Origin of the sequence: Pseudomonas sp. HD6515, assembly GCF_024971855.1 — a bacterium.
Lineage (GTDB): Bacteria > Pseudomonadota > Gammaproteobacteria > Pseudomonadales > Pseudomonadaceae > Aquipseudomonas > Aquipseudomonas alloputida.
In genome coordinates this window covers 3959736-3982584 of the sequence record NZ_CP079827.1, presented here as the reverse complement: position 1 = coordinate 3982584, position 22849 = coordinate 3959736, and the positions used below count along the sequence as shown (strand labels likewise).

20 protein-coding genes and 1 riboswitch are annotated in these 22849 nt (G+C 64.3%); of the genes, 6 read left to right on the top strand and 14 right to left on the bottom strand.

Features of this window, described 5'->3' with window-relative positions; genetic code table 11:
• Nucleotides 1-114: 114 nt before the first annotated feature.
• Both KW568_RS18540 and KW568_RS18535 read right to left on the bottom strand, forming a co-directional pair.
• Nucleotides 115-1401, bottom strand: a complete 1287-nt coding sequence (locus KW568_RS18540) for a HAMP domain-containing sensor histidine kinase (RefSeq protein WP_004573750.1) — start codon at nucleotides 1399-1401, stop codon at nucleotides 115-117.
• Nucleotides 1398-2138 carry a response regulator gene (locus KW568_RS18535; RefSeq protein ID WP_003250463.1) on the bottom strand — a complete coding sequence of 247 codons (741 nt, stop codon included), beginning with the start codon at nucleotides 2136-2138 and terminating at the stop codon, nucleotides 1398-1400. Before KW568_RS18535 ends, KW568_RS18540 begins: the two co-directional genes overlap by 4 nt.
• 221 nt (nucleotides 2139-2359) lie before the next feature.
• On the opposite strand from KW568_RS18535, the gene KW568_RS18530 reads away from it, so the two are divergent.
• Both KW568_RS18530 and KW568_RS18525 read left to right on the top strand, forming a co-directional pair.
• Nucleotides 2360-2635 carry a DUF2790 domain-containing protein gene (locus tag KW568_RS18530; RefSeq protein ID WP_004573749.1) on the top strand — a complete coding sequence of 92 codons (276 nt, stop codon included), beginning with the start codon at nucleotides 2360-2362 and terminating at the stop codon, nucleotides 2633-2635.
• 10 nt (nucleotides 2636-2645) lie between these two features.
• The gene (locus KW568_RS18525; RefSeq protein WP_003250466.1) at nucleotides 2646-3161 is read left to right on the top strand and encodes a thioredoxin family protein; all 516 of its coding nucleotides are present in this window, start codon (nucleotides 2646-2648) and stop codon (nucleotides 3159-3161) included.
• Nucleotides 3162-3218: 57 nt separating this feature from the next.
• Here KW568_RS18525 and KW568_RS18520 read toward each other — a convergent pair whose 3' ends face one another.
• On the bottom strand, nucleotides 3219-4067 hold the full coding sequence (locus KW568_RS18520) for a shikimate dehydrogenase (protein WP_003250467.1): 849 nt from the start codon (nucleotides 4065-4067) through the stop codon (nucleotides 3219-3221).
• On the bottom strand, nucleotides 4064-4513 hold the full coding sequence (aroQ, locus tag KW568_RS18515; RefSeq protein ID WP_003250469.1) for a type II 3-dehydroquinate dehydratase: 450 nt from the start codon (nucleotides 4511-4513) through the stop codon (nucleotides 4064-4066). Before aroQ ends, KW568_RS18520 begins: the two co-directional genes overlap by 4 nt.
• A 262-nt stretch (nucleotides 4514-4775) precedes the next feature.
• Between aroQ and KW568_RS18510 the strand changes: the two genes are divergently transcribed.
• The 3 genes from KW568_RS18510 to KW568_RS18500 are packed head-to-tail and all read left to right on the top strand — an operon-like array spanning nucleotide 4776 to nucleotide 10399.
• Nucleotides 4776-6029, top strand: a complete 1254-nt coding sequence (locus KW568_RS18510) for a TolC family protein (RefSeq protein WP_004573747.1) — start codon at nucleotides 4776-4778, stop codon at nucleotides 6027-6029.
• A complete protein-coding gene (locus tag KW568_RS18505; protein ID WP_004573745.1) occupies nucleotides 6022-7236 on the top strand; it encodes an efflux RND transporter periplasmic adaptor subunit in 1215 nt (404 codons plus the stop codon). The genes KW568_RS18510 and KW568_RS18505 overlap by 8 nt, the downstream gene beginning before the upstream one ends.
• 16 nt (nucleotides 7237-7252) lie before the next feature.
• Nucleotides 7253-10399, top strand: coding sequence for an efflux RND transporter permease subunit (locus KW568_RS18500; RefSeq protein WP_004573743.1), 3147 nt, complete (start codon nucleotides 7253-7255; stop codon nucleotides 10397-10399).
• A 32-nt stretch (nucleotides 10400-10431) separates the two neighbouring features.
• Here KW568_RS18500 and KW568_RS18495 read toward each other — a convergent pair whose 3' ends face one another.
• From KW568_RS18495 to KW568_RS18480, 4 genes are all read right to left on the bottom strand, one after another.
• Nucleotides 10432-11769 carry an MFS transporter gene (locus KW568_RS18495; protein ID WP_003250478.1) on the bottom strand — a complete coding sequence of 446 codons (1338 nt, stop codon included), beginning with the start codon at nucleotides 11767-11769 and terminating at the stop codon, nucleotides 10432-10434.
• 180 nt (nucleotides 11770-11949) lie between these two features.
• The gene (locus tag KW568_RS18490; RefSeq protein ID WP_004573740.1) at nucleotides 11950-12726 is read right to left on the bottom strand and encodes a ParA family protein; all 777 of its coding nucleotides are present in this window, start codon (nucleotides 12724-12726) and stop codon (nucleotides 11950-11952) included.
• 158 nt (nucleotides 12727-12884) lie between these two features.
• Nucleotides 12885-14456: a sensor domain-containing diguanylate cyclase gene (locus KW568_RS18485; protein WP_014861791.1), complete on the bottom strand. Its 1572-nt coding sequence runs from the start codon at nucleotides 14454-14456 to the stop codon at nucleotides 12885-12887.
• Nucleotides 14457-14515: 59 nt separating this feature from the next.
• The gene (locus KW568_RS18480; protein ID WP_003250484.1) at nucleotides 14516-14995 is read right to left on the bottom strand and encodes a hypothetical protein; all 480 of its coding nucleotides are present in this window, start codon (nucleotides 14993-14995) and stop codon (nucleotides 14516-14518) included.
• A gap of 133 nt (nucleotides 14996-15128) precedes the next feature.
• Between KW568_RS18480 and KW568_RS18475 the strand changes: the two genes are divergently transcribed.
• The gene (locus tag KW568_RS18475) at nucleotides 15129-15626 is read left to right on the top strand and encodes a GNAT family N-acetyltransferase (RefSeq protein WP_003250486.1); all 498 of its coding nucleotides are present in this window, start codon (nucleotides 15129-15131) and stop codon (nucleotides 15624-15626) included.
• 156 nt (nucleotides 15627-15782) lie between these two features.
• Here KW568_RS18475 and KW568_RS18470 read toward each other — a convergent pair whose 3' ends face one another.
• From KW568_RS18470 to KW568_RS18445, 6 genes are all read right to left on the bottom strand, one after another.
• Nucleotides 15783-16217 carry a pseudoazurin gene (locus tag KW568_RS18470; RefSeq protein ID WP_004573737.1) on the bottom strand — a complete coding sequence of 145 codons (435 nt, stop codon included), beginning with the start codon at nucleotides 16215-16217 and terminating at the stop codon, nucleotides 15783-15785.
• 17 nt (nucleotides 16218-16234) lie between these two features.
• Nucleotides 16235-17023: an ABC transporter ATP-binding protein gene (locus tag KW568_RS18465; RefSeq protein ID WP_003250491.1), complete on the bottom strand. Its 789-nt coding sequence runs from the start codon at nucleotides 17021-17023 to the stop codon at nucleotides 16235-16237.
• Nucleotides 17020-18036 carry an iron ABC transporter permease gene (locus KW568_RS18460; RefSeq protein WP_003250493.1) on the bottom strand — a complete coding sequence of 339 codons (1017 nt, stop codon included), beginning with the start codon at nucleotides 18034-18036 and terminating at the stop codon, nucleotides 17020-17022. The genes KW568_RS18465 and KW568_RS18460 overlap by 4 nt, the downstream gene beginning before the upstream one ends.
• Nucleotides 18036-19046: an ABC transporter substrate-binding protein gene (locus tag KW568_RS18455; RefSeq protein WP_004573736.1), complete on the bottom strand. Its 1011-nt coding sequence runs from the start codon at nucleotides 19044-19046 to the stop codon at nucleotides 18036-18038. The genes KW568_RS18460 and KW568_RS18455 overlap by 1 nt, the downstream gene beginning before the upstream one ends.
• Nucleotides 19047-19156: 110 nt before the next feature.
• A riboswitch (cobalamin riboswitch) is annotated at nucleotides 19157-19355 on the bottom strand.
• Between the two features lie 28 nt (nucleotides 19356-19383).
• Nucleotides 19384-20550 (bottom strand): DUF1624 domain-containing protein, encoded by a 1167-nt coding sequence (locus KW568_RS18450; protein ID WP_004573735.1) that lies wholly within the window; start codon nucleotides 20548-20550, stop codon nucleotides 19384-19386.
• 117 nt (nucleotides 20551-20667) lie between these two features.
• Nucleotides 20668-22794, bottom strand: coding sequence for a TonB-dependent siderophore receptor (locus tag KW568_RS18445; protein WP_033726337.1), 2127 nt, complete (start codon nucleotides 22792-22794; stop codon nucleotides 20668-20670).
• Between the last annotated feature and the right edge of the window lie 55 nt (nucleotides 22795-22849).

Here is a 22849-nt window from a genome sequence, read left to right as displayed (position 1 = left end):
GCAGTGTGTCAGGGGGATGCAGTTGTGTATCTGTATGTAGAGGCGACCTCGCGGTTTACAGGAACGGCCCGATCGAGATCCAAGGCCGTTCCTGCCAACGATCGCAGATGCACTTCAGGAGAGTTCGATCTGCGCGCACAATCCGCCCTGTTCGCGGTTGCTCAGGGTCAGCCGGCCCCCCATGGCCTGGATCAGCTGGTGGGCAATGGCCAATCCCAAGCCGGTGCCACCCGTGCTGCGATTGCGTGAACCTTCCACCCGGTAGAACGGCTTGAGCACTTCATCCAGCTCGTCACCGGGTATCCCTGGCCCGTTGTCGAGCACGCGGATGATGGTGGTACTGCCCTCGCGTGACACTTGCAGCTCGGCAGCACCTGCAAACTTCAGGGCGTTGTCGACCAGGTTCACCAGTACCCGGCGCAGCGCATGCGGGCGGGTTTCCAGCAGAGTCCCGCTGCTGCCGTGGCGTTCAACCTGGGCGCCGCTGTCCTGGTAGTCGAATACCAGGCTGTCGAGAAAGGCATCAAGGTTGACCCGGCAGGTCGCTTCGGTGCTGCTGTCCATGCTGCGGGCGTAAGCCACGCCTTCGCGCACCAGGTGTTCCATTTCATCCAGGTCGCTCCCGAACTTGTCCTTTTCGACCCCCTCATCCATCACTTCGACCCGCAACTTCATGCGAGTGATCGGTGTTTGCAGGTCGTGGGAAATGGCTGCCAGCAACTGCATGCGTTCCTTGAGGTGGGCAGCAATGCGCGCCTGCAGGGCGTTGAAGGCCACGGCAGCGTAACGCACCTCGCGTGGGCCGCTTTCATCCAGTTGCACGCCGGGCTGGTCCGGGTCGAGGTTGTCCACTGCCTGGGCCAGACGGGTTAGCGGGCCGATGGCCAGGCGTACCGCCAGCCAGGTACACAGCAACAGCACAGCCAGCTGAATCAGCAGCACCACGGGCAACCAACGGGCTACCGGGACTGTTGCTGGCGTCACGTCGATGGTCAGTGGCGCGCCGTCGGCCAGGTTCAGGTGCGCCTGGAAGTGCGCATTGGGCCCCGGGATTTCCAGGAAGGTCAGGCGGTAGTCGCTGCCAATGGCCTTGACGATCGACGCGGCGGCCATCGGTGGGTCACTGCTGGCCATCGCTTCGCCTGCCAGGCCCTGGTCGAGGCGATAGCGGTAGGTGCGCCGTTCCAGGCGCGGCAGCCAGGCGGCACGCTCGGCTGCAGGCAGGCGATCGAGGATGGCAACCGAAGTCGCCACGTCCTGTTCGAGGTTGCTGAGCATCATCGAACGGCTGCTGATGTAGCGCTCGTAGGCCTGCAGGCCGAACGACAGACCATAAGCCAACACCAGGCCGGTGAAGAAGATCATCGCCAGGCGCGAGGCCAGGGTGCGCGGCCATTTCATGAGGGGGACTCGAGCAATTGCACCGGCAGCGAAAACACGTAGCCCTCGCTGCGCACGGTCTTGATGCAGCTGGGCTCGCGGGCATCGTCACCCAGGCGCTGGCGCAGGCGGCTGACCAGCAAGTCGATGGAGCGGTCGAAGATGTCGGCTTCGCGGCCCTGGGTCAGGTTAAGCAGCTGTTCGCGGCTGAGCACCCGCTGCGGGTGGTCGAGGAACACCCGCAGCAGGCGGTACTCGGCGCCACTCAGGGCCACCAGGGTGCCTTCGCTGTCGAGCAGGTGGCGCGCGGTGGTGTCCAGACGCCACTGACCGAAACCCAGCAGGCGGCTGCTTTCACTGATGGTCAGGTTGGGCGGCAGCATGCGTGTGCGGCGCAGCACGGCGTTGATGCGGGCGAGCAGTTCGCGGGCCGAGAACGGTTTGGTCAGGTAATCGTCGGCGCCCATTTCCAGGCCGATGATGCGGTCGGTTTCGTCATTGCGGGCGGTCAGCATCAGCACCGGCGTATTGCGGTGCTTGCCGGCGCGCAGCTCGCGGCACAACAGCAGGCCGTCGTCGCCAGGCATCATGATGTCGAGCACGATCAGGTCGACGCTGTTGGCTTCGAGAAAGGCGCGCATCTGCCGGCCGTCGGCAACGATGCTGGTGCGCAGGCCGTTCTTCTTCAGGTAGTTGCCGACCAGTTCGCGGATCTCGCGGTCGTCGTCGACGATCAGGATGTGATCGACGTGTTCCATGCGCTGGGTTCCTGTGCAAAGGGGGTTGGGCGCAGTGTACCGAGCGCGTTCGCCCTTGCCTGCGGGAGTTTGTATTGCAGTGTATCTGGCACGGGTAGGGATACAGCAGGACGCATATCACAACGCTGGGAGACACATGCGGGATACCTGGCTGACGTGAAATGGCTCTCGACCGGGGAGCAACACTCCCCACCCCCCAAGTGTTACCCAGGAGAGATGCCATGAACGTCAAGACTATCGCCAGCGCCAGCCTGTTCGCCGTGCTCAGCTTCGGCGCCATCGCTGCCCAGGCCGCCACGGCCCCGATGCAGGATGGCGGGGTCATGCAGTACCGCTACGGTGAGCCTCTGGATGTGAAGAAAGTGCTGTCGGTGCAGGACGATCAGAGCAACGCCTGCGGCCTGGTGAACACCCGAATGGACTACCTTGACTCCCATGGCCAGCGGCAAAGCGTGCAGTACCGCACCTACGCCACGGGCGGTTGCCATGACAATTGATCGGCGCCGGATGCTCAAGGCAGGTGGTTTTGCGCTGGCGCTGATGGGGCTTGGGTTGGCTGGGCACCTGAAGGCACGCGACAGCTACGGCGCCATGCCGTCGCTGTCAGGCGCCAGCCAGTGGTTGAATTCGCCGCCCGTGGATGCCCCGGGGCTCAAGGGCAAGGTGGTGCTGGTGGACTTCTGGACCTGGGACTGCATCAACTGTCGGCGCAGCCTGCCGCATGTGAATGATTGGGCGCGGCGCTATGCCGATCAAGGACTGGTGGTGGTGGGGGTACACACGCCCGAGTTCGACTACGAGCATGATGTGGCGACTTTGCGGGACAAGGTAGCCCGGTTGGGTATCGGGTATCCGGTGGCGGTAGATAATGACTACAAGGTGTGGAATGCCTGGGGCAACCAGTTCTGGCCGGCGCATTACTTTGTCGACCGCAAGGGGCAGGTGCGCCATGTGCACGTTGGCGAGGGGGATTATGGCGAGCAGGAACAGGTGATACAGGCGTTGCTGGATGAAAAAGGGTGATTGGCCTTTGTTGGCTGCTTCGCGGGTGAACCCGCGAAGCAGCCAACGGCGACCTACTCAGGTAAAACTGGCAAAGTGCGCCTGCATCCGCGCCGCATCCGCCTGCCGCCCGCTGAACAGCTCGAATGCCTTCACCGCCTGGAACACCGCCATGTAGCTGCCATCCAGTGTGCGGCAGCCCAGTGCCCGGGCCGCGCGCAGCAGTTCGGTCTCCAGCGGGAAGTAGATGATCTCTGCCACCCACAGGCGGGGATGCAGCAACGCCACCGGCAGTGGCGTGCCCGGTAGCTTGGCCATGCCCACCGGCGTGGTGTTGACCAGCCCGTCCGCTTCGGCCAGTGCTGTGGCCAGGTCGGTGCCAAGCACGGCGCGCTCCGCGCCGAAATGGGCGTTCAGGTTGTCCACCAGCGCCTGCGCACGGGTCGCATCCACTTCGAACAGCACCAGCCGCTCTACCCCTTCACCCAGCAGGGCATGGGCCACGGCCGAGCCAGCGCCACCGGCCCCCATCTGCACCACCTGGCGCCGTGCAACGTCGGGCAGGCCGCGGCGCAAGCCTTCGGCAAAGCCCAGGCAATCGGTGTTGTGGCCGACGCGCTTGCCGTCCTTGAGCACCACGGTATTTACCGCGCCGATACCGCGGGCCTCGTCGGACAGTTCGTCGAGCAACGGCAGGATCGCCTGCTTGAACGGGTACGTAATGTTCAGCCCGGTGAAACCGGTATGTTGCGCGGCTTCGAGCAGGCCGGGCAGGGCACTGTCATCCAGTTGCAGCTGGTCGGCGTCGATCAGCCGGTACAAGTAGCGCAGGGCCTGGGCGTCGCCTTCGTGTTCGTGCAGGGCCGGCGTACGTGACAGTTGGATGCCGCGGCCGATCAGGCCGGCGAGGATGGCTTGCTGGCTCATGCCGCACGCTCCTGCAACAGCTCGGCGAAGTGGCTCAGCGCCATGCGGTAGCCGTGGCTGCCCAGGCCGCAGATGACACCGACGGCGATGGACGATACGAACGACAAGTGACGGAACGGCTCGCGTTTGTGCACATTGGACAGGTGCACCTCGATCACCGGCAGTTCGCTGGCCACCAGGGCATCGCGGATGGCGACCGAGGTGTGCGTCCAGGCGCCGGGGTTGATCACGATGCCGGCGCAGCGGCCACGGGCGGCGTGGATCCAGTCGATCAGTTCACCTTCGTGGTTGGTCTGGCGGAATTCGATTTCCAGGCCGTGGGCGTGGGCAGTGTCGGCACATCCCTGAGCCAGGTCAGCGAGGGTTTCGTGGCCGTACTGGGCAGGCTCGCGGGTGCCCAGCATGTTCAGGTTGGGGCCGTTGAGCACGAGAATAAGGGGCTTCATGACGGGCATCGCTTTGTTGTTGTTGAATGCACGTAGTTTTGTACTGACTGGTTAGTTCCGTCAATTGGCCAAGATCGTCGCACCGGGAAAGTGGGCGATTATCGAACTTATTGGGCGTTGAATGCCCTGTACCCAGCCGTGCAAAGCTGCCCCTGCAACGAACCGCAGGGCGTCATTACAAAATTGTAATCTTGCCGCCACCGCCCCGATAACCAGCCCTTTCTACAGTCCCTCGCCAATGCTTCGCCCAGAGGACTGTTTCGTGCCCATCCCCCGCAAGATCGCCTTGCTCTGTCTGCTGCTGGCCAGTGCCACCGGCGCCCAGGCCAGCCAGGTGCTGAGCCTGCCCCAGGCGCTTACCGCCGCTTTCGCCCAGAACCCGGAGCTGGCTGCAGCCGGCCGTGAAATTGGCATTGCCGATGGCGAACGGCGCCAGGCCGGGCTGCTCCCCAACCCGGAGCTGGCCTGGGAGGTCGAGGACACCCGCCGCGACACCAGCACCACCACCGTCACCCTCAGCCAGCCGCTGGAGCTGGGCGGGAAGCGCGGCGCACGTCTCGCCGTGGCGGGTGCCGGCCAGGCCATTGCCCAGCTTGACCTGGAGCGCCAGCGCAACGCCCTGCGGGCCGATGTGGTGCAGGCTTTCCACGCTGCCTTGCGTGCACAGACCGCGCTGGAGTTGGCTCAGCAGTCGCAGGCGTTGACTGAACGAGGTCTGCGGGTGGTGCAAGGGCGGGTTACGGCAGGCCAGTCATCACCGGTGGAGGCCACCCGTGCCCAGGTGCAACTGGCCCAGGCCCAGGCCGAAGTGCGCCGCGCGAAAACCCAGCGCAGCGTGGCCTACCAGGCCTTGGCCCGGATGACGGGCAGCCCGCTGGCAAGCTTCGACCGGTTGCAGGCAGCCAACCTTTCGCCAGGCATTGCGCCGGGTGCCGACACCTTGCTTGACCAGGTCGAAAAGACTGCCGAATGGCGCCTGGCCGCTGCCCAGGTCGAGCGCGGCGACGCCTCCCTGGGGGCGGAAAAAGCCCAGCGTATCCCCAACCTCACCGTCAGCCTTGGCAGCCAGTACAGCCGCGAAGACCGGGAGCGAGTGAACGTGGTTGGCCTGTCCATGCCGTTGCCGCTGTTCGACCGCAACCAAGGCAATGTTCTGGCAGCTGCGCGCCGTGCCGACCAGGCGCGTGACCTGCGCAATGCCGTGGCGCTGCGTCTGCGCAGTGAAACCCGTAGTGCCATCAGCCAGTGGGAGACGGCGATGCAGGACGTTGAAGCCTACGACCGCACCATCCTGCCGGCTGCGCAGCAGGCCGTGGACACCGCCACCCGCGGTTTTGAAATGGGCAAGTTCGCTTTCCTCGATGTACTCGACGCCCAGCGCACGCTGATCGAGGCTCGCGGGCTGTACCTCGAGGCGCTGGCCTCGGCGACCGACGCGCGTGCACAAGTGGAGCGCATCTACGGCGATCTCGATGGCGTGAGCAACAAACCCAATAGCAGGAGCAACAATGACTAACCCACGCAAGCTAGCCCTTCTGGCTGCCGCCATTGCTGCGCTTGGCCTCACGGGCCTGGCCTGGACCGGCAACCTCGGCCAGGCGTCCAAGGCTCAAGCCCCCCATGACGACCATAGTGAAGACAGCCACGGCCATGCTGCAGCGCAGGCCGTCGAAGGCCATGCGGAGAAGGAGCACGGCGAAGAAGAAGGCCAGCTGCACCTGTCTATCGCGCAGATCGAATCGGCTGGCATACAACTGGCTGCCGCAGGCCCCCGTGAGCTGGGCACCGCCATCAGCTTCCCGGGTGAGATCCGCTTTGACGAGGACCGCACCGCTCATGTGGTACCCCGCGTGCCGGGTGTGGTCGAAGCGGTGCACGCCGAGCTGGGCCAGGCGGTCAAGCGCGGCCAGGTACTGGCGGTGATTGCCAGCCAGCAGATCTCCGACCTGCGCAGTGAGCAGCAGGCCGCTCAACGTCGCCTGGAACTGGCGCGGTTGACCTTTCAACGGGAACAACAGCTGTGGCAGGAGCGAATCAGCGCCGAGCAGGATTACCTGCAGGCACGTCAGGCGCTGCAGGAGGCCGAGATCGCCCTGGCCAATGCTCGGCAGAAGGTCGCAGCGGTGGGGCCGGCCGGTGCCGGCAACCGCTATGAACTGCGCGCCCCCTTCGATGCGGTCGTCGTGGAGAAGCACCTGACCGTGGGCGAGGTGGTCGACGAGACCAGCAACGCGTTCACCCTGTCTGACCTGAGCCGGGTGTGGGCCACCTTCGCCGTGGCCCCTCGTGACCTGGGCAAGGTGGTGACCGGCCGTGAAGTCACGGTCAGTGCGCCGGACCTGGGCGCCCAAGTTCTGGGCAAGGTCAACTACGTCGGCAGCCTGCTCGGCGAGCAGAACCGTGCCGCCACTGTGCGTGCCACACTGGCCAACCCCAATGGCGCCTGGCGCCCCGGGCTGTTCGTCAATGTGGCTGTCAGCGTCGACCGCTTCGATGCCGCCGTGGCGGTGCCGGAAAGCGCCCTGCAAACCTGGGAGGCGCAGACCGTGGTGTTCGCCCGCACGGAGGAAGGCTTCGAGGCGCGCCCGGTGAAGACTGGCCGTCGCGATGCTGGCCAGGTGGAAATCACCAGCGGCCTGGCCGCCGGTACTCAGGTTGCGGCCGCCGGCAGCTTTGTCCTCAAGTCGGAACTGGGCAAGGGCTCGGCCGAGCACAGCCACTGATCACGGGGACACCTGCATGTTCGAACGCCTGATTCAATTTGCCATCGAGCAGCGCCTGGTGGTGATGCTGGCCGTGGTCCTGATGGCCGCGGTGGGTATCCACAGCTACCAGAAACTGCCGATCGATGCTGTGCCGGACATCACTAACGTCCAGGTGCAGATCAACACCGCCGCCCCCGGCTATTCGCCGCTGGAGACCGAGCAGCGCATCACCTTTGCCATCGAGACCGCGATGGCTGGCCTGCCAGGGCTCAAGCAGACCCGCTCGCTGTCGCGCTCGGGCCTGTCGCAAGTCACGGTCATTTTCGATGATGGCACCGATATCTTCTTCGCCCGCCAACTGGTCAACGAGCGCCTGCAGGTGGCCCGCGAGCAATTGCCTGAGGGCATCGAGGCGGGCATGGGGCCGATCTCCACCGGGCTGGGGGAAATTTTCCTGTGGACGGTGGAAGCCCAGGAGGGGGCGCTCAAGGAAGACGGTACGCCTTACACCCCAACTGACCTGCGGGTGATTCAGGACTGGATCATCAAGCCGCAGCTGCGCAATGTACCGGGTGTGGCCGAGGTCAACAGCATTGGCGGCCATGCCAAGCAATACCTGATTGCACCAGAGCCCAAGCGCCTGGCGGCCTACAAGCTCACCCTCAACGACCTGATTGCAGCGCTGGAGCGCAATAACGCCAACATTGGCGCTGGCTATATCGAGCGCAATGGCGAGCAGTTGCTGATTCGCGCGCCGGGTCAGGTGGCCTCGGCCGAAGACATTGCCAACATCGTTATCTCCAGCGTCGACGGCACGCCGATCCGCGTCAGCCATGTCGCCCAGGTTGGCCTTGGCGAAGAGCTGCGCTCGGGGGCAGCCACCGAAAACGGTCGGGAAGTGGTGCTGGGCACGGTGTTCATGCTGATTGGCGAGAACAGCCGCACGGTGTCGCAGGCGGTCGCTGCAAAATTGGTCGAGATCAATCGCAACCTGCCCAAGGGCGTAGTCGCTGTGACGGTGTACGACCGCACCAACCTGGTGGAGAAAGCCATCGCCACGGTGAAGAAGAACCTGATCGAAGGTGCGATCCTGGTGATTGCCGTGCTGTTCCTGTTCCTCGGCAACATTCGCGCTGCGCTGATCACGGCCATGGTTATCCCGCTTTCGATGCTGTTCACCTTTACCGGCATGTTCAGCAACAAGGTCAGTGCCAACCTGATGAGCCTGGGCGCGCTGGACTTCGGCATCATCGTCGACGGCGCGGTGGTGATCGTGGAAAACGCCATCCGTCGCCTGGCCCATGCCCAGCAGCGCCACGGTCGCATGCTGACCCGCAGCGAACGGTTCCATGAGGTGTTTGCCGCTGCCCGCGAAGCACGCCGGCCGCTGATCTATGGGCAGTTGATCATCATGGTGGTGTACCTGCCGATCTTTGCCCTGACCGGGGTCGAGGGCAAGATGTTCCACCCTATGGCCTTTACCGTGGTCATGGCCCTGTTGAGCGCGATGATCCTTTCGGTCACGTTCGTTCCGGCAGCCATTGCCCTGTTCGTCACCGGCAAGGTCAAGGAAGAGGAAGGCCTGGTGATGCGTACGGCACGGCAGCGCTATGCCCCGGTGCTGGCCTGGGTGCTGGGCCGGCGCAAACTGGCATGTGCCGCCGCCGCCGCCCTGGTGCTGTTGTCGGGCGTGATGGCCAGCCGCATGGGCAGCGAGTTCATCCCCAGCCTCAGCGAGGGTGACTTCGCCCTGCAGGCCCTGCGCGTGCCGGGCACCAGCCTGTCGCAGTCGGTGGACATGCAACAGCGCCTGGAGCAGGCGATCATCGCTCAGGTGCCGGAGGTGGAGCGGGTGTTTGCCCGCACCGGCACTGCCGAGATTGCCTCCGACCCGATGCCGCCGAACATTTCCGATGCCTACGTGATGCTGCGCCCGCGCGAACAATGGGTTGACCCGGGCAAACCGCGGGATGAGCTGATCGCCCAGGTGCAACGCGCCGCTGCCAGTGTGCCGGGCAGCAACTACGAGCTGTCGCAGCCGATTCAGCTGCGGTTCAACGAGCTGATTTCCGGGGTGCGCAGTGATGTGGCGGTGAAGCTGTTCGGTGACGACATGGAGGTGCTCAACCGCACTGCCGCACAGATCGCTGCCAGCCTGCAAGGGGTGTCGGGCGCGTCCGAGGTGAAGGTGGAGCAGACGACGGGCCTGCCGGTACTGACCATCGACATCGACCGTGACAAGGCCGCCCGTCATGGCCTGAATGTGGGCGATGTGCAGGATGCCATCGCCATTGCCGTGGGCGGCCGCACCGCCGGTACGCTGTATGAAGGCGACCGCCGCTTCGACATGGTCGTGCGCCTGTCGGAGACCTTGCGTACCGATGTCGACGGGCTGGCCAGCCTGCTGATTCCGGTTCCGGCCAGTGCCGCTGAGGGGGCCGGGCAAATCGGTTTCATCCCGCTGTCGCAGGTCGCCACGCTGAACCTGCAACTGGGCCCGAATCAGGTGAGCCGCGAGGATGGCAAGCGCGTGGTGGTGGTCAGTGCCAACGTGCGTGGACGCGACCTGGGCTCGTTTGTGCAAGAGGCTGAGCAGGCCCTGATCGACCAGGTGCAGGTACCACCGGGTTACTGGACGCGTTGGGGAGGGCAGTTCGAACAGTTGCAGTCGGCAGCCGAGCGCTTGCAGGTGGTGGTGCCGGTGGCCTTGCTGCTGGTCATGGCGCTGTTGCTGATGATGTTCAACAACCTCAGGGATGGCCTGCTGGTGTTCACCGGCATCCCCTTTGCCCTGACCGGCGGGGTGCTGGCGCTGTGGGTGCGTGATATTCCGCTGTCTATTTCTGCCGGCGTCGGGTTCATTGCATTGTCGGGAGTGGCAGTGTTGAACGGGCTGGTGATGATTGCCTTTATCCGCGGGCTGCGCGAGGAAGGGCGCACGCTGCGGGCGGCGGTCGAGGAGGGGGCGCTGACCCGCTTGCGGCCAGTACTGATGACGGCGCTGGTGGCCTCGCTGGGGTTCATACCGATGGCCTTGGCCACCGGGACCGGGGCAGAGGTGCAGCGGCCACTGGCGACGGTGGTGATTGGTGGGATCTTGTCTTCTACCGCGCTGACGTTGCTGGTGTTGCCGGCGTTGTATCAGTGGGCGTATCGGCGGGATGAGCAGCAGGAAGGCTGAGTACGTGGGGCTGCAAGGCAGCCCCAACAACCTCAAACGGCCCTTCGGGCACCAGCCCGTACACCGTCCACACCCAGGTCGTCATGCAAAGAAATCCGCGACGTTTCCGGCAACGCCAACCCGCCCACCAACGCCACCAGCGCAATCACCACCAGGTAGAACGCCGGTGCCAGGCTGCTGCCGGTCTGTCCGATGAGCCAGGTTGCCACCAGCGGCGCTGTGCCGCCAAATAGCGTGTAGGCCACGTTGTAGGTAATTGCCGAAGCGGTGTAGCGGGTACGGGTAGGGAAGCTTTCCGAGAGCAAGGCTGCGGTAACCACGCCGCTGCACAATGCCCCCACCGCGAGCAGGATCACCCCCAGCAGCGCACCCGACATCGAGCCAGAGCTGGCCAGCCAGTACGCCGGGAACACGCACAGCATCACCCACAGGCAGGTAAAGCCGATGGTCTTGCGTCGCCCCACCCGGTCCGAAAATGCCCCGGCCAGCGGGCAGCCGACCGCAGCGAACAGCAGGGCCACGGTGGTTACCAGCAGTGACTGCGCGCGGGTCAGGTTGCCGACCAGTTGCAGGTAGGTGGCGAAGTAGGTGGTGAACATGTAGAACGACAATGCGGTCAGCGAAATGAACGCCCCCAGGTTGCGAATGACCCGGCCATGGTGGCGCAGGGTTTCCTTCAGCGGTGAATGCTCGTGCTCCTTGCCCTGGGCGACGGCTTCGCGGAACGCCGGGGTTTCTTCCATGCGCCAGCGCAGGTACAGGCCGACCAGGCCCAGCGGTGCTGCAATCAGGAACGGAATGCGCCAACCCCAGGCATTCATCGCCTCGGTCGACAGGCTGGCTTCCAGGCCATACGCGATCACCGCCGCACAGGCAAAGGCGGAAAAGGTCGACACAGGCACGAAGCTGCCATAAAAGGCGCGCTTGTTGTCAGGCGCGTGCTCCATCAGGTAGGCGCAGGCCCCGGCATATTCGCCACCGGCAGAAAAACCCTGCAGGCAGCGGGCCAGGGTCAGCAGCGCCGGGGCTGCCAGGCCGATACTGGCGTAGGTCGGCAGCAGGCCGATCAACGTGGTGGAGCCGGCCATCAGCAAGATGGTCAGCGACAGGATGCGCTTGCGTCCCAGGCGGTCGCCCAAGGCGCCGAAGACGATGCCGCCCAAGGGACGCAGGGCGAAGGCCACGGCGAACACCGCGAAGGTTTTGAGCAAGGCTACGCTGGCGTCTTCGCTGGCGAAAAACTGGCTTGCGATCAGCGTGGCGAGAAAGCCGTACACGGCGAAGTCGAACCATTCGACGAAATTGCCGATGGCCGAAGCGGCAATCACCCTGCGCAGGGTGGCGGGGGATACCTCATGATGTGCGGACATGCGGGTGCTCTCCGGTTTCCTTTGGCAGCCATGTTGAAAGTGGCGCAGTCGGGCCGCGCCATCGTTATTGTGCTTGCCAGTAGATAGCCGAGCGCTGCAACGCGCTTTGTCGAGGGCGACCTCGGTATACCTGATTCGACCGGTCCAGCAGGTTACAGCTGGAGTACCCCCAACGGCCTGTCAGGCCGCACGCTCAAGCACATCCAGCAAATCGATGAATTCCAGAGCCAGTTTATGCCGCGGCGCCAAATGCACCAATGGCACCGAGGCATGGTGCGATTCGCGCATCTTGATCGAACTGCTCAGGTACACCGGCAATACCGGCATGCCTTCGTTGCGCAGTTGATCGACCAAAGTCTGGTGCAGCGCCGTGCGCCCGGCGAACTGATTGACCACCACACCTTCCACCACCAGTGCGGGGTTGTGGTCCTGGCGCAGTTCTTCGACCTCGGCCATGACACTGTGCAGGGCCTGGCGCGAGAAACTGTCGCAGTCGAACGGAATCAACAGACGCTCGGCCGCCACCAGCGCGCTGAAGGTGTAGAAGTTCAGCGCGGGTGGGGTGTCGATGTAGATTCGCTCATAGTCCTCGCTCAGCGTTATCAGCAACTTGCGCAGCTTGTTGATCTTGAACTTGCTCTCCAGCTTGCTTTGCAGGTCGCTGAGGTCAGGGCTGGCGGTGACCAGGTGCAGGTTGCGGTAGCGGGTTTCGGTGATGGCCACGCGGTGCTTCTTGCCGGCGGCGGTAACCGGCGACAAGGTCTGGCGGAAGAAGTCGGCGATGCCGGCAGGAATGGTGTCGTTGACCAGCCCGGTGAGGTAGAAGGTGGCATTGGCCTGCGGGTCGAGGTCGACCAGCAAGGTCCGGTAGCCCTCGGCGGCACTGGCTGCGGCGAGGTTGCAGGCAATGCTGGATTTGCCGACGCCACCTTTCTGATTGAAAACCACACGACGCATGAGACGCTCATCCATGAAGTGAAAATGTCAGGTCGGGGTCAATCCTATGACTGAAACACTGCAGTTTTATGACAGGAATTGTTACAAGCCACCGATTCATCGTTGCCTGTAACGGCATTTCACGGGCAAGCCCGCCCCCTGCAGACAACTCAAGACGTTCAGGCAAAAGCGACTCGGTTGCGCCCCTCCTGCTTGGCCCGGTAAAGCGCCCGGTCAGCCTCGCCCAATGCGTTCATGGGCTCGCCGTGAGTCTCGCCATCCCAGTGCGTCACCCCCAGCGAAATCGTCACGGCGCCCACCGGTTCCACCGGCATATCCTGTACGGTCACACGCAACCGTTCGGCCACCGCGGCCGCCACGTTCAGGGTGGCCCCAGGCAGCAATATCAGGAACTCCTCGCCACCGGTGCGACACAGCAGGTCGCCCTCGCGGCAACAACGGCGCATGAGCTCCGCCAGCTGGCGCAGCACCTGGTCGCCCACTTCGTGTCCATGGCTGTCATTTATCCGCTTGAAGTGGTCGATATCCAGCGCAATGGCTGCAAACTCCCGGTTTTCAGCCTCCAGTAACGACAGGCTGATTTCCAGGCTGCGGCGGTTGCCCAGGCCGGTCAGCGGATCGGTCTGGGCGTCCCGATTGAGCCGGCCGATACGCTCTTGCAGCAAGTTCAGGCTGAACAGCAACGCGCGCTTGAGCTCTGCCGCCTCGAAGTACCAGGCCCGCACCTGATGCAAGTGCTCGGCGGTAGCGGCGCGGTCCATCGTGCGGGCACCGGCGGCAAGCTTCCAGAGCGGTCGGGCGATGGTACGGGCCAGCCACCACAGCAGCAGGCTGCCAACCAGCGCCAAGGGCGCCGAACTGGCGATCACGTTCAGCACCAGATGGTGCAACGGCGCCACCGTCTGCACCAAGGGCTGCTGCGCTACCACGCCCCAGCCGGCGCTGGGCACAGTGGCGAAGCCGGCGAGCATTTCCACGCCCAGGCTATTGGTCAGTTGCCGGGTACCGCTGTCCAGTGTCGCCAACTGGTCGACCAGCGCATTGCCCTCCACCACCGTGCCTACCCGCTCGCTATGGGGGTGGTACAGCAGGCGTCGGTTGCGGTCGACCACATACAGGTACGAACCGTCCTTGTAGAAATGCTCGCCCAGCAGGCTGTTGAGGATGTTGCGTTCACGCAGGTACAGGCTGCCACCCACATACCCCAGGTAGTTGCCGTTGCTGTCGAAAATGGGTTGCGATAAGGCTACCACCAGGTTGTCGGCCGCCGACAGGTAGGGCGTGGAAACCAGTGGACGGCGTTCGCGCAGGGCTTCCAGAGCACCGGGCGACTGCACGTGGGTGCCGAGCAGGTGGCGTAGCGGGGCGGGGGATACTGCCAGCAGTACACCGTTGGCATCGATCACGAAGGTGGAGTTGAAGGCCATGCTCTGGCCCAGTACGCGGTCGGTTTCCAACTGCAGCGCTGTGGTGTCGCTCAACTGCCGGCTTTGCACGCCGGCGCTGAACATCAGTTGCTGCAAGGCGTTGCCAATGAAGGTTTCGGTGATGCTGGCCAGCTTGGTCGCATACACCCGGTTGGCTTCCAGGGCATTGTCGATCAATAGCTGGCGCTGCACCCGGTAGCTGGCGAAATAGCTGGCGCACAGCATGACCACTGCGGTAAGGGCGCAGAGCACCAGAATGAGTGTACGTAGATCCAGGCGCAATCCATGCTTGGTGTGTGTCAATCCTGACCTCGGGTGATCGTAAAGGGCGGCTGAACAGAAGTTACCTTGCCGGGCAGCGGTCAAGAGCCTGCTTTGTCCAGCGCATCAAGCTCATCTTCCACCTCTTGCATACGCTGCTCCACCAAGGCTTGCACGTTCACATCGCGGGCGGTTTCGCGCATCAGGGCGGTGAGTTTTTCGCTCAAGCGTTTGCCGGCTTCGGTGTCTTCCAGGGCGCGAGCTTTGGCGGGGTCCTGGGTGGCGGCGACGATGGTGGCGAATTCGGCGTCGCTGAAGTTTTTTTCGCTGTACAGGCGGAACAGGTCCCGGCGCTGGTCCTCGACGGTGAGGTGCTTGCGCAGTACGTCCTGGATGGTCGCTTGCGACAGCTGCGGGTGAGTGCGGCCCAGCAGCGCGGACATGCGCTCGATGTTGTGCGTGTAGGCGTCCTGCAGCGGCAGCTGGCTGAGGATCTGATCTTCACGGGAGGGTTTCTGGTCGCAGGCGGTGAATGCAGCAGCCAGCAACAGGGGTAACAGCAACTTCGGGAGGCGAGGCATGGTGTGGCCTGGTCGGGCAGTGAAGACTGCTGATTATACCGATGTCCGCCTTGCCACGACGAGCCCTGTGATTTGCCTTGTGCGGCACGCTGCGGTAGAACCGTGCGCTCCCAACCACACTGGCAATAGCCCGATGCCGAACTGGACCCTGCAACCTGTGGCGCGTGACGCCATTGCCGAAGTGCTGGCGTTTGTCGACAGCGCTCGGCGCGCGCTTTTCCCGATGCTCGCCAACGCACCCTTGCCGCGTGACCTGGCGCATTTCGCCGACACTTACCTGGACGGTGCGGGCTGCTTTCTGGAAGCCCGTGAGGGTGGGCGGCTGGTCGCGGTGATCGGTTACTTGCCCTATGACCATCGCTTTGCCCAGCTTGATTACCGCGCAGAGCGGGTAGTCGAGGTGGTGCGGCTGTTCGTGTTGCCGGCCTACCGCAGGCATGGCCTGGCGGCTGCCTTGTTTGGTGCCCTGCGCGAACGGGCGATGCAAGCGGGCTTGGACTGCCTTTACTTGCATACTCATCCGTTTCTGCCGGGTGCCATTGCGTTCTGGGAGCGGCAAGGCTTCACGGTGGTGGATGTGGAGCAGGACCCGGTGTGGCAGACCACGCACATGCAGTTGCGATTACGCTGACCTGTGGGAACGTGCCTATTGGCGATGAAGATCGCGCCCTGGGTCACTGGGTCGAACGCACGGCGGTTGATGAGGTTCCAGTTGCCATCCTCGGTAAAGCCATTGCTGTGCAACCGGGCGGAGCCGGCCAGGGTGTGAGCGGCCCGAATAGCCGCCTCACTGCCCGGCCTCGAGCTTTTGCAACTGTGCGGCAAAGCGGGCTTTGGCCCGCGCCGGCAAGCTGGCCGGCAATTCGGCGGTAGGCGCATCACCGACCTGGATCACCATGACCATGCCCATGGCCACGTGCGGAATGCACTGGATACCGTATACGCCCGGCACGCGGAAGGTGTGCTCGAACGGTTGGTTCAGCGTGCTCTTGAACGGCTCGGCACCGGTGGGTAGCAGGCCCGCCACGCTGGCGGCATTATGCCCGCTGTGGCTCGGCAGGAAGCGCACGCTGTCGCCGGGGGCAATGCGCAAGTGGTCAGGCTCGTAGACCATGGCGCCGTCGCTGCCACGGTTGAGCATTTTCACTTCATGCACTTCGGCCAGTGCGGTCGGGGCAAGCAGGGTGCTGGTGAGCAGCAGGGCGACAGGGCGCAACAGCATGGGCAAGGCTACCAGGTTCAGGGGGCGCGAAAGCGCAGGATGCGCGCGCCGTCGAAAGGGTCGGTGAGGTAGTGGGCGTGGACGCCGAAGGTGCTCAACAGGCGCTCGGGGGTAAGCACTTCGAAGGGGTTGCCGAGGGCGACCAGACGGCCCTTGTCGAGAACCGCGACACGGTCGCAGGTCAGCGCCTGGTTGAGGTCATGCAGCGCTACCAGGGTGGTGACCGGCAGCGCCTGCACTTGTTGCAGCAGGCTGAGCTGATGCTGAATGTCCAGGTGGTTGGTCGGTTCGTCCAGCAGCAGCACCTGCGGCCGTTGGGCCAGCGCACGGGCGATGTGCACACGCTGGCGCTCGCCACCGGACAGCGACCCCCACAGGCGCGTGCGCAGGTGCAGGGCGTCGAGGTCGGCCAGGGCTTGCTCGACGATGGCGCAGTCCTGCCGGGAGAACGGTGCCAGGGCCGAGAGCCACGGCGTGCGGCCCAAGGCAACCGCGTCGAACACGCTGATCGCATCGAGTGTGTCGGCCTGTTGCTCGACCAGTGCCAGCGCTTGGGCAACACGGCGGCGGGGCATCTGTGCCAGTGGCTCACCCAGGAGCTGCACGCTGCCGCAGGCGGGTTTGCGCAGCCCTGCCAGCAACTTCAACAGCGAGGACTTACCCGAGCCGTTGGGGCCGACGATGCCCAGGGTTTCACCGGCGACAACGCTGAGATCGATAGCGCTGAGCACGGTAGTGCCGGCCAGTTGCAACCCCAGCCCATGGCAGGCCAGCGGGGGGATGCGAACAGCGGTTATGGCTGTCATGGGCGCCCCCGTCGGCTGACCAGAATCAGCGCGAATACCGGGGCACCTATCAGCGCCGTAACCACGCCCACCGGGATCACCTGGCCGGTGATTAGCGTGCGCGAAAGAATGTCCGCCACAATCAGAAACAGCGCACCACCCAGTGCGCTGGCGGGCAACAGACGGCTGTGCCCGGGGCCGAGCAGAAGGCGCAGGGCATGGGGTATAACCAGCCCGACAAAACCGATGGCGCCGACAATGGACACCATCACAGCCGTCACCAGCGCTGCACAACTGATCAGCAGCAACTGGGTGCGCCGCACCGGGATGCCCAGCGAGGCGGCCGAATCGGCACCGAAGGTAAAGGCATCCAGCGCACGGCGATGCCACAGGCACACCAGCAAGCCGAAAATCGCCACCGGTACGGCCAGCCACACCGAAGGCCAGCGCACGCCGCTCAGGTTGCCCAGCAGCCAGAACAGGATGCCGCGCGCCTGCTCGGCGGTGGCTGACTTGGTGATCAGGAAGGCGGTCAGTGCATTGAACAGCTGCGAGCCGGCGATACCGGCAAGGATGACCTGTGCATTGTTGCTGCTGGGGCCGGCCGCGCGGGCCAGCACCAGCACCAGGGCGAATGCGGCCCCGGCGCCGATGAAGGCCCCAGCAGACATGCTTAATGCCAGGCTACCCAGCCCCAGCAGGCCGACCAGTACCGCGCCGGTCGAGGCGCCGGCAGACAGCCCCAGCAGGTAGGGCTCGGCCAGTGGGTTGCGCAACATCGCCTGCAGGATGACACCGCAGGTGGCCAGCCCGGCGCCGCAAGCGGCGGCGACCAGGGTGCGGGTCAGGCGGTAGTTCCAGATGATGCCGGCGTCGATCGGGTCCACCGGGTAATCGGCTTGCCACAGGTGGTTGGCCAGCACCTGGCCAACCACGCTGGGCGACAGGTTGGTTTCGCCAATGGCGGTACCGGCCAGCAGGGCGGCCAACAGAGCGGCCAGGGCAACCGCGATGCAGGGTAACAGGCGGTTCATCACGGGGCTGCTTTACCGCTGGCGAAGGCCGTGGACAGCGTCTGCACGCCGCGGAACAGGCGAATGCCGGCCTGCATGGCGTCAGCGTCGAGGATAATGATGCGGTCGTGCTTCACCGCGTCCATGTTGCGGGTTACCGGGTCACTGCGCAGGAATTCGAGTTTTTTCTGGTAGTCGTCGGCGGGGAAACGGCGGCGGTCCATACGCGCGATGATCAGCCAGGTCGGATTGGCCTTGGCCAGGGTTTCCCAGCCTACGCTTGGCCATTCTTCGCTGGACTCGACCACGTTGCGCACACCGAGGGTGCGCAGCATGAAATCGGCGACACCTTGGCGGCCGGCCACATAGGGGTCGATGTCCAGGTCGGCGCTGGAGAACCAGAACAGCGCCGAAGTTGCCGACAGGTCCTTGCCGGCCAGTTGTGCCCTGGCGCTGTCGAGGCGCCCTTGCAACTCGACGTTCAGGGCCGCGCCGCGGTCCTGAACGTCGAAGATCTCGGCCAGTTGGCTGACGCTCTTGTAGATGCTGTCTACCTGGAACGCTTGCAGGCGGGTGCCGTCTGCACCGACCAGGTTGTCCTTGCCCTCGCAGTCCGATGGCAGCACGTAGGTGGGGATCTTCAGCTCATCGAACTGCTCGCGGGTGGCGACCACGCCCTGGGTACCGACCATCCATTCGAACTGCGCCGCGACCAGCTGCGGGCGCTTGCCGACCACCGCCTCGAAGCTGGGGTCGTTGTCGGCCAGGCGCGGCACCTTGGCGTTCACCGTCTGGTATTCAGGCAATACATTGTTGAACCACAGCGAGGTGCCCGCCAGCTTGTCACCCAGCCCCAGGGCATAGAGCAGCTCGGTACCGGCCTGGCCGATGGTGACGGCGCGCTGCGGCGCCTGGGCAAAAACCTGCGGCTTGCCGCAGTTGTCGACCGTCAGCGGATAGTGGGTGGCAGCGGCCTGGGCCAGGCCAGTGAAGCCTAGGCCAGCGAGCAGGGTGGCGAAACGGGGCAGCATGCTGGGCGATCTCCTATCGGACAGTTCTGGTGAGGAACGCACGGACAGGCATCGCCGAGGCCCAGCGGGTGGCCGGGGCAACACGGATGGCCAATCCCGGACACCCCGCCGGTTGGTGAATGTAGGCCGGCAGGTCTCCTGACTGGTGCGTCACGGCCCGGCTCCGGCCTTCCCGGGCGGCAGGCCCAGTGGCATTGATGGAGCAGGCTCGGCACCTACAGTTGCGGGGGCAGTTCCGTTTGGCCCGTATTGGCAGGCCTGGGATTCCCTGTTAGTTCCGTGGTGGAAACCGGCGGCCCGCATGGTAGACCATCGCGTCGCCAGGTGAAAACGCTTTTCAGAAGTACTTCAGCCAACGGATGTCACGGCGGCGCTGCTTCAGTCGGGCGAACCCGCGCACCGGCAGGTACAGCGAAACCGCCAGCAGTACTGCGCCCAGCCATATCGCTGCAACACCGTTGAAACCGAAGTAGTCGCCATGGTTGAGCCCGAATAGCGCCACGCAGGCCAGGTACAGCAGCTTCAGCACATACAGGTGCAGCAGGTAGAAGAACATCGGTGCCGCACCGATCACCGCCAGGGCAGTGATCCAGCGCGCCAGGCCGGCCCGTTCGAACGCGCGTAACAACAACAGGCCGCAGCCCAGGGTCAGGGTCAGGAACAGCAGCGACGGTGGGTATTTGGTGATGTTGAAGAAGCTCATCAGGGTTTGCGTGAAGGTTGGGTAACCGCTCCACGGCGCCTCACCGTAACCGTTGAACATGCGCAGCAGGACAAAGCCAAGCAGCGCGAGCAAACCAGCCGCCAGCAGGTGTTGCTGGCGTTGCCCGGCATCGCTGCCGCGGGCGAACCAGGGCCCCAGGCCGTAACCCAAGGCGATGACGCCGATCCACGGCAGCACCGGGTAAGACGTGCGCAGGTGCAGGTTTTCGGAAAACGCCAGCCAGCCGCGATCATGCAGGATTGCCCACGGCACATGCAGGGCTGAATCCACGCCAAAGTGCAGGCCGTCGAGCAGGTTGTGGCCGGCGACGATGCTGGCGCCCAGGGCGAGCAGTGCGGCGCGTGGCAGCCACACCAGCAGCGACAGGGCGATCATGCTGACGCCGATGGCCCAGATCACTTGCAGGTAGATCACGCTCGGGGGCAACTGGAAGGTCCAGGCGAAGTTGACCAGGGTGAACTCCAGCACCACCAGGAACAGCCCGCGTTTGAACAGGAACGCCGAGACGTCGCCACGGCCCTGATGCTTCTCGCCATACAGCCAGGCCGACAGGCCGGTCAGCAGGACGAACACAGGCGCACACAGGTGAGCGAGGGTGCGGCTGAAGAAAAGCGCCGGTTCCGTGGTGTCGATGGCCATGGGGTCGCTGACCTGGCGGTGCAGGAGGAAAGTCTCGCGGACGTGGTCCAGGAGCATGAACAGGATCACCAGGCCGCGCAGGGCATCGATGCTCTGCAGGCGCTGGGTGATCAGCGTGGGCGTGGCGCTGGCACTTGTCATGGGTTGTCTAATAGGAATGAATTTCATGTGAAACGTTATCGTATAACAATACGCTAAAAGGGAATAGAGGTTTTTGTGTGGCCTGTGCCGGGCTCTTCGCGGCACAAGCCACCCAGATCAGAAGCTGTAATCCACCGTCGCGAAGTACGACCGCGGTATCCCCATCAACCACTGCTGCCCGCTGAACGCCGACTGCACATACTCGCGATCGAACAGGTTGTTCAACTGCAACCCCAATTTCACATCCGGCAGCACCTGCCAGGCGATGTTGGCATCGACCACGGTGTACCCGGGGGCGCTCTGGGTATTGGCGGTATCGGCATAACGCTCATCCACATAGCGCGCCCCAATGCCAGCCTTCACCTGCTGGCCGAAGCCTTTGCTCAACCAAAGGTTGGCGGTACGCCGTGGCACGTTGGCCGGCCGGTTGCCTGCCCGATTCTGCGGCAGGCCGCCGACCATTTCGTCGAAGTCGTCGTACTTGGCGCGTACCAGCGATGCGTTGGCCGACACCTGCCACTGATGGGCCAGGGCCAGCTCCAGCGTCGCTTCCAGGCCATCGGAGGTCTGCTGCCCGGCTTGTTGCTTCTCGTGCGTGATGGGGTCGTCCACCAGCAGCTTTTTCTTGACGATGTGGTAGGCGGCAAGCGTCCATTCGCCGCGCCCCTCCCAAAAGCGCTGCTTGAGGCCGACCTCGGTCTGCTTCGCCTCGGTCAGGTCATAGTTCATCTGCGCGGGGCTGAGGCTGATGAGGTTGTTGACCCCATCCTCGCTGGTTGAGTACTGGCCGTACAACGACAGGTCGTCGCTGATTGCGTACACCAGCCCGACGCGCCAGTTGCCCCCTTGCAGGCTGCGATCGCTACGGCTGTCGTTGATCAAGTTGTTGCGGTCGATGTGGTTCTGGTCGCGACGCACGCCGGTAACCAAAGACAGGCGATCGCTCAATTGCAGGCGGTTCTCGGCAAACAGGGCAAAGGTATGGGTGGTCGAGAGCGTTTGCGGCCGCAACGGCGAGGCGCTATGGAACCCGCCGGGCTGCGGCTGCCATGGGTCGAGGTAGTCGCCGCCGACATCGTTGTAGGGTGAATTGCTGTCGACGTTGAAGCGCACCTTGTTGTATTCGGCACCGAGCACGGTCTTGCTGTCCAGGCCGAACAGGGTGTGGTCGAAGGTGAAGGTTTGACGGTCGCCGAACTGTTCCTGGTTGTGCTTGATTTCCAGGTAGCTGCCGCGCAGCAACTGCTGACGCCCGGCGTCCCAGCTGTAGTCCTCGGCGTTGCGCCAGTGGCGGCGGCTTTTGATGTAGTACAGCTGGTTGCTGGCGCCGAGCTGGTCGTTCAGCGCCCAGTCGGTCGTGAGCCGGGTCCATTCATCAACGTACTGCTGCACATCGTTCTGCACGTTGTAGTTCTTTTTGCGCAGGCTGCTGCGGTAGTGGCCGTCGATCAGCGGGGTACCGTAGTAGTTGGCAGGTTGTGCATCGCCGCGGTCATGGGCCAGCGTGAAGCTGAGGTCATCACTGGCGTCAAAACGCAGCGCGGCGCTCAGGGCCAGGCTACGTGAAGCGGTGCGGTCGACCCAGCCATTGCCGGCCTGTTGGTTCAGCGTCAGGCGGTAGCTCAGGCGCTCGCTGAGGCTGCCGCCGCTGTCCAGGCCGAGCTGCTGGCGGTCCCACGAGCCGTAACCCAGTCGCAGGTGGTTGCGCACCTCGCCGGCAAAAGGTTTTTTCGGGATCACGTTGATCACTGCGCCGGTGGCGCCTTCGCCATGCAGTACCGAGGCCGGGCCGCGAATCACCTCGATGCGTTCGACCATCCACGGGTCGACCGGGAAGGTCTGTGTGCCGGCACCGGTGTACAGGCGCGCGCCGTCGAACAGGGTCATCACTGAGCTGTGGCCGGCAAAGCCGCGGGCAGACAGGCCTGTACCGCCGTCCCCCGGGGAGCCGACGAAGGTAATGCCCGGCGAGCGGGTCACTGCATCCTGCACCGTGATGTTGTTGCGCTGCTGAATCTGCCGTTCGCTGATGCTGCTGGTGCTGGCCGGTGTTTCCAGGGCGCTGAGGCCAAGGCGCGAGCCGGCCTGGGTCGGCGTGGCCAGGTCGATGGTGCGGTTGTCCTGGGTGTCGGTGATGGCCGTGGAAGGCAGGGCCAGAGGCTGCGGGTCGCGGTCATCAGCCAGCGCCGGCAGGGCAACGGCCAGGCAGGCCGCCAGGGGGTGAAGTTTGAACATACGGGACATGTCGTTCCACTGCTGCAGGAATGAATGGATCCCGGTGGAAAACACGCAAAGGCGA